Here is a 16,565-nt window from a genome sequence, read left to right on the forward strand (position 1 = left end):
CTAATAAAATTTAAAAACTAATGTCAATACCTAAGGAACCACGCCAGCTCATGATTAACCTCATGTACCTGGTGCTTACAGCCCTTCTGGCATTGAACGTATCTGCGGAAATTTTGAATGCCTTTAATACCGTTAACAAGGGTATTAGCGACAGTAACGGTTTGCTTGATAGCAAAAACCAACTGATGATGGGCATGATTACTAAAGCTGCTTCTAAAGACGGCCGTGCTGAAACTCAGGCAATCTTAAAGCAAGCTGAAGAAGCAACAAAACTGAGCAACGATTTTGTTGCCTACGTTGAAGCGTTGAAGGAAGAAGTGAAAGCTGCTGCAGGCGGTCCAAATCCTGAAAATCCTGAAAAATTAAAAACTGAAGGTGAAATGGAAAAAACCAGTAACCTGTTTTTAAATAAAGGAAAAGGTAAGGAACTGCATAATAAAATTGAAGAAACAAGAGCAAAGTTTGTTAATATTTTAGGTAAAGATTCAGGAATTGATATTCCAATCAAAATTACTGAAGTGCCTAAAGGTGAAAAACACGCTACCAGTTGGGAAACTTACAATTTTGACCGCGTACCGGCTGTTGCTGTTATGACAATTTTGACAAAATTCCAACAGGATGCTAAAAGCTCTGAAAGTACAATCCTCGATTTCTTAAGAAGAAAAATCAATGCTGAAGATATTCAGGTTGATAAAATGGCAGCTCAGGTTGTAGCTCCTTCCGCTTATGTGCGTAAAGGTGCTGAATACACAGCTGACATTTTTATCGGTGCAACTTCAGAAGCTATCAAACCTAAAGTGTTTATCGGATCATTTACCGGCGCTGTTAAAAAAGACGCTAGCGATCCAAATGGTAAAGCTTTTGAAATGGTAGAAAGTGAAACTATGCCATTAAGCGGCGCTCGTGAAATCGAAGTTGCAGGTGGTATGGGTAAAATTAAAGAAACTGCATCCGGTGAACGTAAGTTCCAGGGTGTAATCCAAATTCCTTCTCCAAGTAAGGAAGGTATGTTCCGTTTTTATCCTTTCGAATTCGGTTACGAAACTTTCGAAGTGGGTAAAGCCGTGGTTTCTCCTACAGCAATGAACGTATTATATATCGGCGTTGATAACCCAATCAAAATTTCTGTTCCGGGTTATGCTTCTGATAAAGTAAGCGCTTCAGGTTGTGGTATCGTTAAAGTTAAAGGTGAAGAATACAATGCAAAACCAACTACAGCAGGTGAAGCTGACATTACCGTAACTGTGAAAACAGCAAAAGGTAGCGAAACATCCGCTGAAAAGTTCCGTGTGCGTCGTATCCCGGATCCATACGCATATATCTTAAACACTAAAGGTGGTCCACTTAAAATAGGTGAATTTAAAGCCGCTGAAGGTCTTATTGTTAAAAATCCGGATTTCGTATTCCAGATTCCTTATACAGTAACAAGTTTTGAGATGATTTATGCACCTAAAGTAGGTAACGTTGTTTCCGACGTGTCAAACAGCAGCAAATTTTCCAGTATCATGAAAGATATTCAGAAAAAAGCTAAACCTGGTGATACTATCGTATTACAAAACGTTACAGTTAAAATGCCTGACGGCAGAAGCGTACCGGTAAATACATCATTTAAATTAATCGGTGGTTAATTATAAATTCAAGTAGTATGAAAAGATTATTTGTTTTATTATTTGTTATGTTCTCGGTTGCAACAGCAATGTTTGCTCAACCTACAACGCCAAGTGCTGCAAGGCAGGATGGTATCTATAAAAGAACATTACTCGGAACAAGGGAAATAATTCCTTACGATGATATTCGTGAAGCGGATATCTATTGGGAAAAACGCGTATGGCGCAATATCGACTTCAGGGAAAAAATCAATTTGCCATTTACCTGGCCGGTTGACCCTTTCGTTCAAATTGTATACGATGCCGTTATTTCCGGTGAATTAAAGGCTTATAGCCCCCTTTATGATGATTTCAGCGAAGGAACAGAACTTCCGCTCGAACAAATTATAATCAAATTTAATCGTACCGATACTACATGGATTCTTGACGAAGAAACCTACGAAGAAAAACCGGTTATCATTAAAACTGAATTCGACTACCAAACGGTACAAAAAATTCAAATTAAAGAAGACTGGGTGTTCGACGAAGAAACTTCTACTATGGTTGTTCGTATCATAGGGCTGACAATGATTCGCGATCGTATCGACCCTACAACGGGTGAAACTTTAGGTTCTGAACCAATGTTTTGGATTTATTATCCCGATTTAAGAAGTATTATTATTCGTCACGAAATATTCAATGAGAAAAACAGCGCTCGCTATTTAACGTTTGAAGATATTTTCGAAATGCGTTTATTCAGCAGTTATATCGTAAAAGAAGATAACGTGTATGACCGCTTCATCGAAAACTATTCATCCGGTATTGATCAGGTGCTGGAAAGTGAACGTATCAAACAACAAATATTTGATTTCGAACACAATCTCTGGGAGTTTTAATTATCTTTCTTTTCTATTCATACTTGAACCGAAGGCCGGCATTTTTTGCCGGTCTTCACTTTTATGGAAAGTCCTGAATTAATTTAATCCGCAATTATATCCGAAGCAGTAGTATCAATTGCTTCTTTTTCGTTGGTGTTATTTAAAAAATAATCGGTAACTATTTTTGTTTTAGCAACACCAATTACTTTTTCTAAATCTTCAGCAGTAGCAGCTTTTACATTTTTTACCGATTTAAAAGCTTTCATCAGCTCCTTTACTGTATTGTCACCTATTCCTTTTATCTTATGTAATTCTGAACCTAATGCACCTTTGCTGCGCTTTAAACGATGAAAGGTAATTGCAAAACGATGCGCTTCATCCCGCAACTGTTGTATTACTTTCAGACTTTCACTCTTTTTGTTGATGTATAAAGGAAATGGGTCTTCCGGAAAATAAATTTCTTCCAATTTTTTTGCAATGGAACAAATGGCAATTTTGCCATATAAATCTAATTCTTTTAATGCTTCAACTGCTGCACCAAGCTGACCCTTGCCACCGTCGATTACTATTAATTGCGGCAACTCCTCAGCTTCTTCCAGTAAACGTTTATAACGGCGATAAACAATTTCGTGCATACTCGCAAAATCATCAGGGCCTACAACAGTTTTAATATTAAAATGCCGATAATCTTTTTTACTCGGTTTCGCATTTTTAAAACATACCATACTCGCAACCGGATTTGTTCCCTGTATGTTCGAGTTATCAAAACATTCAATGTGATAAGGCAGTGTTTGTAATTTAAAATCCGATTTTATTGTTTCCAGTATTCTGGTATTATTATTTCGTGCATCACGTTTTTCTTTGCCTGCAGTTTTTTCTTCACGAACATATAATGCATTTTTATAAGCTAACTCTAGAATCTTTTTCTTTTCACCTGCTAAAGGAACTGTTTGTGTTAAAGTATCATCACTCAACTCAACTTTAAAAGGTAAAATAACTTCCCTTGCGTCGGTATCAAATTGTAATCTAAGTTCGGTGATGGCAATCTGTAATAATTCTTCGGGCGATTCATCTAGTTTTTTGGTAAGCACTAAAGTGGTGGCTTGCGTTATCATGCCCTGCATTATTTTTAAATAACCAATAACACAAAATCCTTCGGCATCGGTAAAGGCAAAAACATCTACATTATCAATATTCGTATTCACTACGGTGCTGCGACCCTGGTAACTTTCTATGTTTTCTAACTTAATACGCATGGCTTCCGCCTCCTCAAATTTCAACTGTTCTGCGTATTCCTGAATTTTTTGTTTGAAAGCATTTTTCACAAAACTTAAATTCCCTTTTAAAATGTAAACGATGTTCTGAACATTTTCCATGTATTCAGCCTCAGTCATTAATCCCTCACATGGTCCTTTACAATTGCCCAGATGATATTCAAGGCAAATTTTAAATTTCTGATTAGTGATATTATTTTCAGACAATAAATAATTACAGGTTCTGATTGGGAAAACAGATTTAATAAAATCGAAAATGGATTTAACTTTTCCTACAGATGTAAATGGACCTAAATATTGTGACCCATCATTTATTTTTTTTCGCGTAAAAAATATTCTTGGAAAACGTTCATTTTTTACTACAATATATGGATAGGTTTTACCATCCTTTAAATTTACGTTATACCTGGGTTGGAATTTTTTTATAAGTGTATTTTCCAGTAAAAACGCATCTGATTCTGAATTTACGATGGTAAACTCAATGGCATCTATTTTTTTAACCATGAGTTTAATGCGTGCACTATGGTCAGTTTTCTGGAAATAGGATGCTACTCTTTTTTTTAAATTTTTGGCTTTGCCTACATATAAGATAGTTTTATCCTTATCGAAATAACGATAAACACCCGGTTTGTTCGGTAAAGTAATTTCTATATTTTTAAATGCCTCCGCATCCATGGTACAAATTTAAAACTCTGGTATTAAAAAAGGGCAGATGAAATATTTCGTCTGCCCTTTATCAATATGTTTAATTAACGATCAATTATAACCTTCCATCAAATCCTGATAATCGTTGTTTTGCATTTCAATGTATTTTCCGCAATCCAGTTCAATTGTTGGTGTTCCTTCAAAATCGGGGAATTTTGCTGCCGGATCAATACCAAGTGTTTTATCGGCATACACGCGTTTCATGAAGAAACCATAAATTGGTAATGCCATATTTGCACCTTGACCAAGAGCGGTAGAACGGAAATGGATAACAGGGTCATCAGCACCAACCCACACACCACAAACTAATTGAGGCACCATACCCATAAACCAGCCATCGGTGTTTTCCTGAGTAGTTCCGGTTTTACCTGCAACCTGACTGGTAATTCCTCCATATTCAGGGCGACGCAAACGTTGACCGGTTCCATAATCCATTACATATTGCATCATGTCCACCATCACAGCAGAAATTTCTTCACGCATCACTTCAACACGTTTAGCCGGAAATTCTGCGATGATATTTCCATTTTTATCTTCTATTCTGGTAACAAACACCGGACGAACGGCAATGCCTTTATTTGCAAATGCTGAATAAGCCGCGGTCATCTCAAAAACAGTCACTTCAGGTGTGCCTAAACAAATGGATGGTTGAAACGGGATTTCTGATTCTACTCCCATATTATGCGCTAAATCTATTACCGGTTGAATACCAACTTCCCGCAGTAAATATGCGGTAACAGTATTTACAGATTTCCCCAAACCTTGCGATAAGGTTAACATACCGCCGTAGGAGCCATCAGAGTTTTTTGGTGTCCAATCGCTGTTCAAACTCCATTTTTTACCTTTTTCGAAAGTTACTGGCAAATTAGGGATCTGATAACAGGGAGAAAAGCCCTTATCTGCAATTGCAGCCGTATATACGAATGGTTTAAATGTAGAACCTACCTGTCGACCCTGAGCCGGTTTAACGTGATCTAACTGGAAGTAACGCATATCTACGCCACCAACCCATGCTTTTATTTCACCGGTATGCGGATCCATTGCCATAAACCCGGGATTCAAGGTCTTTTTCACATATTTAATGCTATCGTAAGGCGTCATTAAGGTATCTAAATCATATCCTTTTTTATACCATGAAAAAACCGTCATCGAATCAGCCGTATGAAAAGCTTTATCAATTTCAGCTTCACTGGCACCCGCTTTTTTCATTTTGCGATAACGTTCGGTTTGTTTTATTGACTTATCAATTAATTCCGGATTTGTTCTGCCGCTGTAAGGATAAGCCCATGGTTCATATTTATTGCCTTTCCAGTGATCGTCGAATTGTTTTTGCAACTTAGTTAACCATTGTGCAGTTGCCGCTTCAGCATAAGTTTGCATGCGGCTGTCGATGGTGGTGTAAACTTTTAAACCATCTTTATAAATATCCCATTTCGTGCCGTCAGGTTTTTCATTTTCTTTAACCCATTCAGCCAACCATTGTCTTAAATATTCTCTGAAATAAGTTCCGTTTCCGGATTTATGATCCTGACGTTTAAAATCTAATACAATTGGTTTTTCTTTTGTTTTGGTATAATCTTCATCACTTAATTTTCCCGCTTCATTCATTTCATGCAATACAATATTGCGACGTGTTAATGTACGTTCAGGAAAGCGAACAGGATTATAATAAGCAGGATTTTGCACCATGCCAACCAATACTGCTGATTCTTCAACCGTTAAATCTGAAACAGCTTTGTTAAAAAAAGTTTTTGAAGCCGTTTTAATACCACTTGCATCGTATATGTACGGAATGGTATTTAAATACATTACAATAATTTCTTCTTTGGTATACCTGCGTTCTAGTTTTGCAGCTGTCACCCATTCTTTTAATTTGGTTATTGCCAGTTCGAATTTACTGCTTACAGTTGGGCGACCATATAAATTTTTTGCTAACTGTTGTGTAATGGTACTTCCACCACCGGATTCAGATTGTTGTAATATCAGCGTTTTAAATATTACACGCATTACACCCTTTGCATCGATACCACTATGATCATAATATCGGCGATCTTCAGTTGATACTAAAGCATCAATTAAATGCGGAGGTATTTCCTGAAAAGTTGCATTTGTTCTGTTTTCCCTATAAAAACGACCTAACAATTCACCATCAGAAGAAATAATTTGTGTAGATAAACTGCTTTGCGGATTTTCTAATTCTTCAAAAGAAGGCAGAGAACCAAAAACACCTACCGACAATAATATAATAAAAAGGGTAACCATACCGGCACCGATAAAAAATATTCGCCAAAACCATTTTATCTGTTTTTTATAAACAGAAAATTGCTCTTTAATCGACATGGTATTGTATTTATTCCTTTAAGTAATTATCTTGAAAATAAACTAGGTATCCCTCAACATCTTTCACTTTGAAGAATTGAACGTAATTCGATTTTGAAATCAGCATTGGCGTAAATGCTTCCTGTGTTAATTCATTATAAACTGCGGTATTATCTTTTATTGCGTTATAATAAATCATTGCTTTTTCAATTGTAGGAAACGATTTTACTAAGATTATGCTATTGTCTTTACCTAATAGTAATGAGCTGATTTTTAAATTATCGGTGCTGAAATTACTGCCGTTAAATGTGGCAATATTATTTTTCATGGTAGTCGCATTTTTGCCTGTTGAATTCATCACAAACATAAAATACTGTTCCTCAGCAGGGTTCAGCGTATAATTTGCTACAGGTGCTACCTTACCTGCGTCTTCCATTACACTGCCACGGCGCATATAATCCAGCATTTCCTGAGCCCGAATCCCAACTTCATGTTCAGGATATTTTAACGCAACTTTTTGTAAGCTGTTTTTAAACACTTCTACACTATCGGCATCAGCCAACGCATCCAGCATCTCAAATTTTGGTTTAAGCGGATTTATTTTAAATAATGTATCAGCTGCAACAACACGCGATTTAACTGTCGGGTAATCTTTTAACTGCAGCGCATCATACGTTGCGGCATAATATATTTCCAATGCATGTTTTTTCTCTTCCTCTCGTTTAAAATAATCAGGGTCGCTAATTATTTTGGCATAATCTGTTTCAGGATATTTTGATAATAACAAATTTTTATATTTATCCTGCTGCGGATTGGCAGTAAGCCTGTATAATTGATAAAGCGATTGCACTTCAAATGCGTTTGCGGGATAATTATTTACATTATCCTCAAACATTTCGATTGCTTTCGGTTTAATTTTAAAATTTTCTTTATAAATAATACCTGCTTTATATAAAGCTCCGGCAATTTTCGCATTGGATGCTGCCAATTGTTCCGGTGATTTTGGTAGACTTTGAATAATTTTTTCTGTGGTTACATTTTTGGCATTGAGGTCAATGGTTTTTTCTTCTGTAACTGCAACGTCTGCATTGCCATCATCACCAAAAGAACCTTTTTCACTTCTTCTCCAGTTGTCCTCTAGTTTTCGGGTGCCCCAGGTTTTTTTAAATTCAGAAAAACCGCGACTGCGCAAATTAGTATTGTAAAAATAAAAATTACCTTCGGCAGGATTAGCAGCTAATGTATTTACGTTGGTTGGATTTGTAATATCTGCAGTAGCAGAATCTACTTCCTCTTTTTCCGGAATTAGTTTAGCTAATTCTTTTTCTAAATCTTTATCGGATAATCCGGCCCAGTATTGTAATTTTTTTTCTGTTTCAATAATGGTTAATTCATCTACTAACAGTTTGAGATTATCTCGTAAACTTTTTACTTCATTATATCTTTCGTGCTGGCGTTCGAGTTGGTTGATGGTACTGTCGTAATACGCATAAGCCATTTTGTAATCTACATCTTCATAATATAAATCGGCTAAACGCAAATAACTCAAACCTTTTTGTTTGCTGTCAACGGTATTTCTCAACGATTTATTTAAATAATCGATACCGGTATTTTCATCTTTATTAGCTAAAGCAATATCAGCTAATGTGTAATAAATCAAACCGTAAAAATCTTTGTACTTTTCATCTTTCAGCAACGACATTAATTCATCCTTCGATTCGCCACCGGTGATACCAAAATTTGCCAGACTTAATTTTGCGATATTTAATTGCGCGTAAAACTCCATATCGTAATCGGGTTTACTATCTAACACAATTTTATAAGTTTCTAAAGCTTTATCAATATTTTTTTCGTTTGCATATAATTGGGCAAGAATAAAATTATAACGTGCAATCAGCTTTTTATCTTCTGTGTTTTTAAGTGCGTTCATTAATGGTTCTACAGCATTTGCCGCTTGGCCTTCTTTAATGTAACAATCTGCTTCAACCGCGTACAATTCGCCAATTAACCATTTCGGAAAATTTTCACGGCTTTTTAATACGCTGATTACAGTATGCGCATCACTAAATTGTTTTTTTTCAACTAAAGTCCTTGCAACCCATATACCTGCTTCAGAAGAAACGGGTTGGTGTTTCAATTTTTCAAAAAATGTTAATTCGCCATCTTCATCTTCAGTAATCCGTTTTGTTTTCGATTGCTTTTCTATGAGGTTGGAGTATTCGGAAATAATATATTGGAAAGAGGTTAATGCTTCATCATAATTGCGTTTGTAAAACTGCGATTTGCCGATAAGGAAATAGGAATCATCTACCCACTTACTTTTTTTGTGCATTTGAATCACAAAAGAGGTTTTTTTGATTACTTCATCCATAGCAGGTTGAACACCGGTTGCTTGTTCCTGGGTGCCATATTTGAAAACCGGTAGCAGTTCATCAAAATTTTCCGTCTGATCGGTCCAGAGGCTGGCTTCAGTTTCCTGCATGATGAGCCGGGCGTTGAAATACCCGTTATCACGCGCTATCAGGTCATCTACACTGCGTGTAATGATGTTTTGAGCATTGGTTTTGACAGGGAATATCGCTAAACCAAAAAAAAGAACTAAAATTGTAAGTATAAATATGACAGAATTTCGTTTCAAGGTAGTTAGTTTTATGCCGGATATATAACAGCTTTTCAGCAAAAATATTTTAAATAAAGCAAAAAATTTAGTGATTTAAGCAGTAATGGCGAAAGGTAACAAAAAAACAAGAAAATGGCTCGAAAGGTTGCGCACCAAATACAAGCTGGTGTTGATGCACGATAAAACTTTTGAGGTTCAGGCCTCATTGCGCCTGAGTCCGTTGAATGTGATCATTTTATCGAGCACTTTGTTCGTTGTGATTGGCTTTCTGGTATACCTCATCATTGTGTTTACGCCGCTAAAAAACCTGGTTGTGGGATTCAGTGAGGTTACTACCACCCGCCAGATAGCTGAAAACAACAAAATAACCGACAGCATGCTCACTGCCCTGCGGAGTTATGATATTTATTTCAATAACCTGCAAAAGCGCCTCAATGGCGAGATTGACACCCTTCCGCCAATCGACAGCCTAAGTAAAATTGATTACAGCCAGATTAAGGTAGGGGAAGCTTCAGAAGTGGATAAAGCCATGCGCGAGCAAATTGCCCGTGAAGACCTGTTTAACCTGACGGATGCTGATCCACGGGAAGCAACCGGTGAACAGAATCTGGAGTCGCTGCACTTTTTTCCTCCGCTCAAAGGCACCGTTACATCAGGGTTTCAACCGCGTGAAGGGCACTATGGTATCGACATCGTTGCTCCTGAAAATACGCCAATTAAAGCCTGCCTAGATGGTGTGGTTATCGATTCTTATTGGAATCTTGAAAGTGGTAACGTTATCATCATTAGGCATGACCATGGTTTAATAAGCCTCTATAAGCATAATAGTCAGTTATTAAAAAGGCCGGGTAGCAGCATCAGAGCCGGTGACGTAATTGCCATTATTGGAAACACGGGTGAAATGAGCACCGGTCCACATCTCCATTTTGAGCTTTGGCACGACAAAACGCCACTCAATCCAAAAGATTTCATTAACTTCAACTAAAATTTGATAAAACATGTTCGGCAATAAACAATCAAGCCCCCAGTCAGCACCTAATTCCTTCATTTCCAACAGGATAAATCACGGAACAACGTTCGAAGGCAGTATTATGAGCGATGGAGATTTGCGTATTGAAGGTATTATACGAGGAACCATTCATACCAAGGCAAAAGTTGCGATTGGCCCAACCGGACTAATTGAAGGAGATGTTCATTGCAAAAGTGCGGACATTGAAGGGAGAATTGTGGGGGATTTAGAAGTTAGTGAAGTTTTAACCCTTAAGTCGACCGCAATTGTTGAAGGAAACATTTATACTGCAAAAATTGTTATAGAAAACGGAGCGCATTTTGATGGTATTTGCAACATGGGCACCAAAGAAAGAAAACTAACCAATGCCTCAGCGCAATACGAAGAAGCCACAGTTTGACAGTTATTTCAAATATACCGGAATGGCATTTCAGTTGTTTGCCGGTATTTTTTTAGGTGTTTGGGGTGGAATGCGCATGGATGCCTGGCTTGGCACGAAACCATGGTTTACCGTAATTTTGTCTTTATTTGGAATTACTGCCGGTATGTATGCCGTGCTTAAAGATTTTATTCGGCCGGGGAAAAAAAATAAACCCAAACCGTAATTTTTTATCATTTGTAATTAAACAACATGTTAGGATTTTTAAAAAAATTTATACCCTTTGCATTTATCATTGCCTTGGTTTTGTATTTATTGAGTTTTGTTAACGGATTTGAAGAAGTGATGCCTTTTGCATGGATTTGTTTTGGATTATTTTTTGTTTTGGCAATAGTTACCTTTTATTTTTCCGCTAAAACCATGGCCCAAAAATTCAGCAATTTTATGGGTGTATTTTTTGTAAGTATATTCGCAAAATTAATTTTATCGGCAATTGTTGTTATGGTATATAAATCAGATCATGATACAACCGACGTTAATTTTATTATTCCATTTGCCATAATTTATTTTTCATTCTTGTTTTTCGAAACACTCGAACTGGTTAAACTCAGCCGTAAAATCGGTAATAACAACCCTCCTAAAAACGAACCGGCTAAGTAATGAAAAATGTATTATTGTTGATACTTTGTATTTGTTTAATCGGATTTACATCTGCGCAGCAAATTAATTTAGAAAGTTTTAACAATGATGTAATTAAATTTGAGGCTAAAAACATTGCGCTAAAAACAACTGTATTTGATGCTGCACCAACTCAAAATTATGATATAAAATATCATAGTTGTTTCTGGAATATTAATCCGGATACATTAATGATAAGTGGTAATGTATTTACAGCATTTGAATTAACAGAAAATACAGATGGTATTTATTTTGATGCCGGATTTAATTTAATAATTGATTCTGTTTTGGTAAATGAGTTACCCGCTACATTTGTTCGTGATTCTAACGCTGTAAAAATAAATTTTGGTTCTACCCTGGTAAGTGGCAGTATGTTGAGCACCCGCGTTTATTATCACGGAAATCCAGCTTCATCAGGTTTTGGCTCGTTTGTTAAAGGCGTAAATTCCGGTGGTAATATTATCTGGACATTATCCGAACCTTATGGCGCAAGCGATTGGTGGCCATGCAAACAAACGTTAAACGATAAAATTGATTCTGTAGATATTTTTGTTAATGCACCTACGCCCTTTAAAGCTGCAGGTCCGGGTTTATTGATAGATAGCATTCCGAATGATTCAGGTAAGATATGGCATTGGAAAAGTACATATCCGGTAGTTACTTATTTAATTGGAATTGCGGTAAGTACATTTGAAACATTTCAAGTGTATGCACCACATCACGAAGATTCCGTTTTATTTTATAATATGGTTTATCCCGAAAGTTTAGCCGATGCAATTTTTGGTGTGAATGCCATTATTCCTTCATTTGAATTATTTTCCGATATATATGGTGATTATCCTTTTGCAGAAGAAAAATACGGGCATATGCAATTTGGATGGGGTGGGGGAATGGAACATCAAACGATGAGTTCTGTTACACATTTTGGATACGACTTATTAGTGCATGAAATGGCACATCAATGGTTTGGCGATAAAATTACCTGCGCAAGCTGGAGCGATATCTGGTTGAATGAAGGATTTGCAACTTATAGCACCTGGCTGAGTTATGATTTTTCTGAGGACCCGAATCATTATTTTGAAGCTTGGTTAAGTGGAACAAGAAATACAATTGTTTCTAAACCTGATGGTTCTGTATGGATTGCAGATACTACATTAGTCAGCCGTATTTTCGACGGACGATTAACATATTATAAAGGCGGCTGGTTATTGCACATGTTGCGCAGTCAGCTTGGTGATGAGGATTTTTTTGCCGGTATAAAAAATTATATTACAGACCCGGATTTAATTTATGGCTTTGTGACAACAACCGATTTAATCTCACATCTCGAAGCCGCTGCAGATACATCACTCGCTGAATTTTTTTCTGATTGGTTTTATGGTGAAGGATTTCCAACATATCATATTTTGTGGGACCAAGATGAAAATGGATTTGTAACAATTGCCTTGGACCAGAAAACATCGAGCAATAAAGTTGATTTTTTTGAAATGGATGTGCCAATTCGTTTAAAAAGTGCAACGGATTCAATTGATGTTAAATTGAAACATGAAAAAAACGGACAGTTATTTTCTGTTCCTGTTGGATTTACTGTTGATGAAATTATATTAGATCCTAATATTCAATTATTGCATGCCAACGATTTAGTGGCACAAACGGATTTATCAAATGCACCCGTGCAACTCGTTATATACCCTTCACCGGTTTCAGATATTTTAACAATACAGTTGTTTTCAATGCAAGCAGATAATTATACGGTTACTGTTTATAATAATGCTGCTGAAAGTGTATTAATAACTAATATTTCAGGTGATGCAAATCAGGCCCAATTTACAATAGATGTAAAAACATGGCCTTCCGGTTTATATGTTATTGTTGTTACAAATAGTACAACAGACATCGTTCAAAAAATAATTGTTAATTAATAGTTTAACTCCGAATTGTAGTTTATGAAAAAGATTATGCTGCTTGGCAGTGGTGAATTAGGAAAAGAATTTGTAATTGCGTGTAAACGATTAGGTCAATATGTAATTGCAGTGGATAGTTATAATGACGCACCGGCACAACAAGTTGCCGATGAGCGTGAAGTAATTTCGATGTTAGACGGAGATGCGCTTGATTTAATTGTTAAAAAACATCAGCCAGATATAATTGTTCCGGAAATTGAAGCAATAAGAACAGAACGATTTTACGATTATGAAAAATGGGGCATACAAGTTGTGCCGAGTGCAAGGGCCGCAAACTTTACCATGAATAGAAAAGCCATTCGTGATCTTGCTGCAAAAGAACTAGGCTTGCGGACTGCAAATTATGCTTACGCCAATAGTTTTGAAGAATTAGTTGAGGCCGTTAAATCGATTGGGTTGCCATGTGTTGTGAAACCATTAATGAGTTCAAGTGGTAAGGGTCAATCAGTAATTAAAACGGAATCTGATATTATTAAATCATGGGAATATGCACAAAGCGGAAAACGTGGAGATATTGCAGAAGTAATTGTTGAAGCATTTGTTCGTTTTGATTCAGAAATAACTTTATTAACGGTAACACAACAAAACGGACCAACGTTATTTTGTCCGCCAATTGGTCACCGGCAAGAGCGTGGCGATTACCAGGAAAGCTGGCAACCTGCTTACATTAAACCGGAACATTTAGCAGAAGCACAAAATATTGCCGATAAAGTTACAGCAGCGTTAACCGGTGCCGGAATTTGGGGTGTAGAATTTTTTCTTGCACCTGAAGGTGTATATTTTTCAGAATTAAGTCCCCGACCACACGACACCGGAATGGTAACATTAGCGGGAACACAAAATCTCAATGAGTTTGAATTACATGCGCGTGCAGTGCTGGGTTTACCAATTCCGGAAATTGAATTATTAAAATGTGGAGCAAGTGCAGTTATTTTAGCTGAAGAAGAAAGTAATAACTTTATTTTTTCGGGTATTGAATCTGCAATAAAAGACACTAAAACAGATATTAAAATATTTGGTAAACCAACTACAAGAAAATACCGTCGCATGGGTGTTACTTTAGCATATGATAATCTGGATGCAGATGTAAATCTTGTAAAACAAAAAGCGATGGATAATGCAGCAAAGGTGCGTGTAGTAGCAAAAAAATAATTACTTCAAATAATTACATTTAATAAAAAAGGCAAGTCTTTTGAACTTGCCTTTTATTTTGGTTTTATGATTGTATTAATCGCCTAAATCGCTTAAATCGAAAGTATTCATAAATGATGTATCAAATACACCGGCTCTGAAACGTTCGTCTTTCATTAATTTTTTATGAAAAGGAATTGTTGTTTTAATTCCTTCAACAATAAATTCATCTAAAGCGCGTTGCATTTTTAAAATAACTTCTTCGCGTGTTCTTGCTTTGCAAATTAATTTCGCAATCATACTATCGTAATATTGCGGAATAGTATAACCGGCATAAACAGCAGTATCTACGCGCACGCCATGACCTTTTGGTGAATGGAAGCTGGTAATTTTTCCCGGACTAGGTGCGAAATTACGTTTTGGATCCTCGGCATTAATACGACATTCCATTGCGTGTAATTCCGGGAAATAATTTTTTCCTGAAATTTTTTCGCCCATTGCTATTTTAATTTGTTCTTTTATCAAATCAAAATCTACAACTTCTTCCGTAACAGGATGTTCAACCTGAATACGGGTATTCATTTCCATGAAATAAAAGTTGCGGTTTTTATCTGTTAAAAATTCTATTGTTCCTACACCTTCATACGCAATAGATTCAGCAGCTTTTACGGCAGCATCACCCATTTTTTTTCGCAGTTTTTCATCTAAAAAAGGAGAAGGACTTTCTTCCACTAATTTTTGGTGACGTCGTTGAATTGAGCAATCGCGTTCACTTAAGTGACAAGCTTTTCCATAACGGTCGCCTGCAACCTGAATTTCAATATGGCGTGGTTCTTCAATATATTTTTCCATGTACAAGCCATCATTATTAAATGATGCTTTGGCTTCCATACTTGCAGTTGAAAATGCGCTTTCCATTTCTGATTCATTCCACACTATACGCATTCCTTTTCCACCACCACCGGCGGTAGCTTTGACAATTACAGGGAAGCCAATTTTTTTAGCTTGTTTTTTCGCATCTGCAACATCTTTAAGCAAACCTTCACTACCCGGAATTACAGGAACACCGGCTTTTTTCATGGTTTCTTTTGCAGTTATTTTATCGCCCATTTTACGGATTTGATCCGGCGTTGGTCCGATAAATTTGATGCCGTATTTTGCACAAATTTCAGAGAACATATCGTTCTCACTTAAAAATCCATATCCCGGATGTATGGCATCGGCATTGGTAATTTCTGCTGCGGCCATAATTCTTGGAATACTTAAATAAGATTCTTTTGAAGAAGGTGGACCGATACATACCGCCTCATCTGCGAATCGAACAGGTAAACTATCTTTATCTGCTGTAGAATAAACTGCAACGGTTTTTATACCCATTTCTTTTGCAGTACGAATAATCCGCAGGGCAATCTCACCACGGTTGGCTATGAGTATCTTTTTAAACATTTGTCGTTTTATGAATTAACTAAATAGCTGAAAATAAATAGCTCCCGAACAGATGGGGAGCTAATTGCTAATTATTTAGGCTCAATAAGAAACAATGGCTGATCATATTCAACCGGACTTGCATCATCAACTAAAATTTTAACGATGCGTCCTGAGTGTTCACTTTCTATTTCGTTGAATAATTTCATTGCTTCGATGATACATAATTTGGAACCAACACTTATTTCGTCGCCTACTTTTACGAATACATCTTTATCCGGTCCGGGAGAGCGGTAAAATGTTCCAACAATAGGTGATTTAATCGTAATGGTATTTCCTGCTGCAGCTTCTTCTGATTTAGTAGTTTCTGCACCGGATTGTGATTTTTCCGTATTCGACGCCTGCTGAATTTGAGGCATAGCAACTTGTTGTTGCTGTTGCATCGGTTGCATCATAACCGGAACCTGATTGCTGTAAGTAGCAGCCAAAGCCGTTTTGATTTTTATACGAAAATCCTGATTTTCAATAGTGAGTTCAGCGATGTTGTTTTTGTTCACCATCCTGATTAACTCCTGAATTTCTTTAAAGTCCATAGTA

The 16,565-nt window shown here is 36.7% G+C and carries 13 protein-coding genes; 8 read left to right on the plus strand and 5 right to left on the minus strand.

The genetic code is table 11. The features are described from left to right. Window positions 1–20: 20 nt before the first annotated feature. The gene (gene gldM, locus IPI65_12255) at window positions 21–1,628 is read left to right on the plus strand and encodes a gliding motility protein GldM (protein ID MBK7442286.1); all 1,608 of its coding nucleotides are present in this window, start codon (window positions 21–23) and stop codon (window positions 1,626–1,628) included. 17 nt (window positions 1,629–1,645) lie between these two features. After that, window positions 1,646–2,482 (plus strand): gliding motility protein GldN, encoded by an 837-nt coding sequence (gldN, locus tag IPI65_12260; GenBank protein ID MBK7442287.1) that lies wholly within the window; start codon window positions 1,646–1,648, stop codon window positions 2,480–2,482. Between the two features lie 83 nt (window positions 2,483–2,565). Here the strand turns inward: gldN and IPI65_12265 are convergent, their stop codons facing one another. The 3 genes from IPI65_12265 to IPI65_12275 form a co-directional block, all read right to left on the minus strand. Beyond that, entirely contained in the window at window positions 2,566–4,413 is a 1,848-nt protein-coding gene (locus tag IPI65_12265) for an excinuclease ABC subunit C (protein ID MBK7442288.1), read from the minus strand. An 81-nt stretch (window positions 4,414–4,494) separates the two neighbouring features. Then, window positions 4,495–6,783, minus strand: a complete 2,289-nt coding sequence (locus IPI65_12270) for a transglycosylase domain-containing protein (protein MBK7442289.1) — start codon at window positions 6,781–6,783, stop codon at window positions 4,495–4,497. A gap of 10 nt (window positions 6,784–6,793) precedes the next feature. Continuing rightward, window positions 6,794–9,400, minus strand: coding sequence for a tetratricopeptide repeat protein (locus tag IPI65_12275; protein MBK7442290.1), 2,607 nt, complete (start codon window positions 9,398–9,400; stop codon window positions 6,794–6,796). An 85-nt stretch (window positions 9,401–9,485) separates the two neighbouring features. Between IPI65_12275 and IPI65_12280 the strand changes: the two genes are divergently transcribed. From IPI65_12280 to purT, 6 genes are read left to right on the plus strand one after another with little or no spacing between them, the layout of a single operon-like run. Continuing rightward, window positions 9,486–10,367, plus strand: coding sequence for a M23 family metallopeptidase (locus IPI65_12280; GenBank protein ID MBK7442291.1), 882 nt, complete (start codon window positions 9,486–9,488; stop codon window positions 10,365–10,367). A gap of 13 nt (window positions 10,368–10,380) precedes the next feature. Next, window positions 10,381–10,791 (plus strand): polymer-forming cytoskeletal protein, encoded by a 411-nt coding sequence (locus IPI65_12285; GenBank protein ID MBK7442292.1) that lies wholly within the window; start codon window positions 10,381–10,383, stop codon window positions 10,789–10,791. Window positions 10,792–10,813: 22 nt separating this feature from the next. Beyond that, window positions 10,814–10,996, plus strand: a complete 183-nt coding sequence (locus IPI65_12290; GenBank protein ID MBK7442293.1) for an AtpZ/AtpI family protein — start codon at window positions 10,814–10,816, stop codon at window positions 10,994–10,996. 26 nt (window positions 10,997–11,022) lie between these two features. Next, on the plus strand, window positions 11,023–11,430 hold the full coding sequence (locus tag IPI65_12295) for a hypothetical protein (GenBank protein ID MBK7442294.1): 408 nt from the start codon (window positions 11,023–11,025) through the stop codon (window positions 11,428–11,430). Then, the gene (locus IPI65_12300) at window positions 11,430–13,370 is read left to right on the plus strand and encodes a T9SS type A sorting domain-containing protein (protein ID MBK7442295.1); all 1,941 of its coding nucleotides are present in this window, start codon (window positions 11,430–11,432) and stop codon (window positions 13,368–13,370) included. The genes IPI65_12295 and IPI65_12300 overlap by 1 nt, the downstream gene beginning before the upstream one ends. A gap of 36 nt (window positions 13,371–13,406) precedes the next feature. Then, a complete protein-coding gene (gene purT, locus IPI65_12305) occupies window positions 13,407–14,564 on the plus strand; it encodes a formate-dependent phosphoribosylglycinamide formyltransferase (protein MBK7442296.1) in 1,158 nt (385 codons plus the stop codon). Between the two features lie 75 nt (window positions 14,565–14,639). Here purT and accC read toward each other — a convergent pair whose 3' ends face one another. Further along, window positions 14,640–15,989, minus strand: coding sequence for an acetyl-CoA carboxylase biotin carboxylase subunit (gene accC / locus IPI65_12310; protein ID MBK7442297.1), 1,350 nt, complete (start codon window positions 15,987–15,989; stop codon window positions 14,640–14,642). Window positions 15,990–16,060: 71 nt separating this feature from the next. Further along, window positions 16,061–16,561 (minus strand): acetyl-CoA carboxylase biotin carboxyl carrier protein, encoded by a 501-nt coding sequence (gene accB, locus IPI65_12315; GenBank protein MBK7442298.1) that lies wholly within the window; start codon window positions 16,559–16,561, stop codon window positions 16,061–16,063. Between the last annotated feature and the right edge of the window lie 4 nt (window positions 16,562–16,565).

It is taken from the genome of Bacteroidota bacterium (assembly GCA_016706255.1).
Classification (GTDB): domain Bacteria; phylum Bacteroidota; class Bacteroidia; order Chitinophagales; family BACL12; genus UBA7236.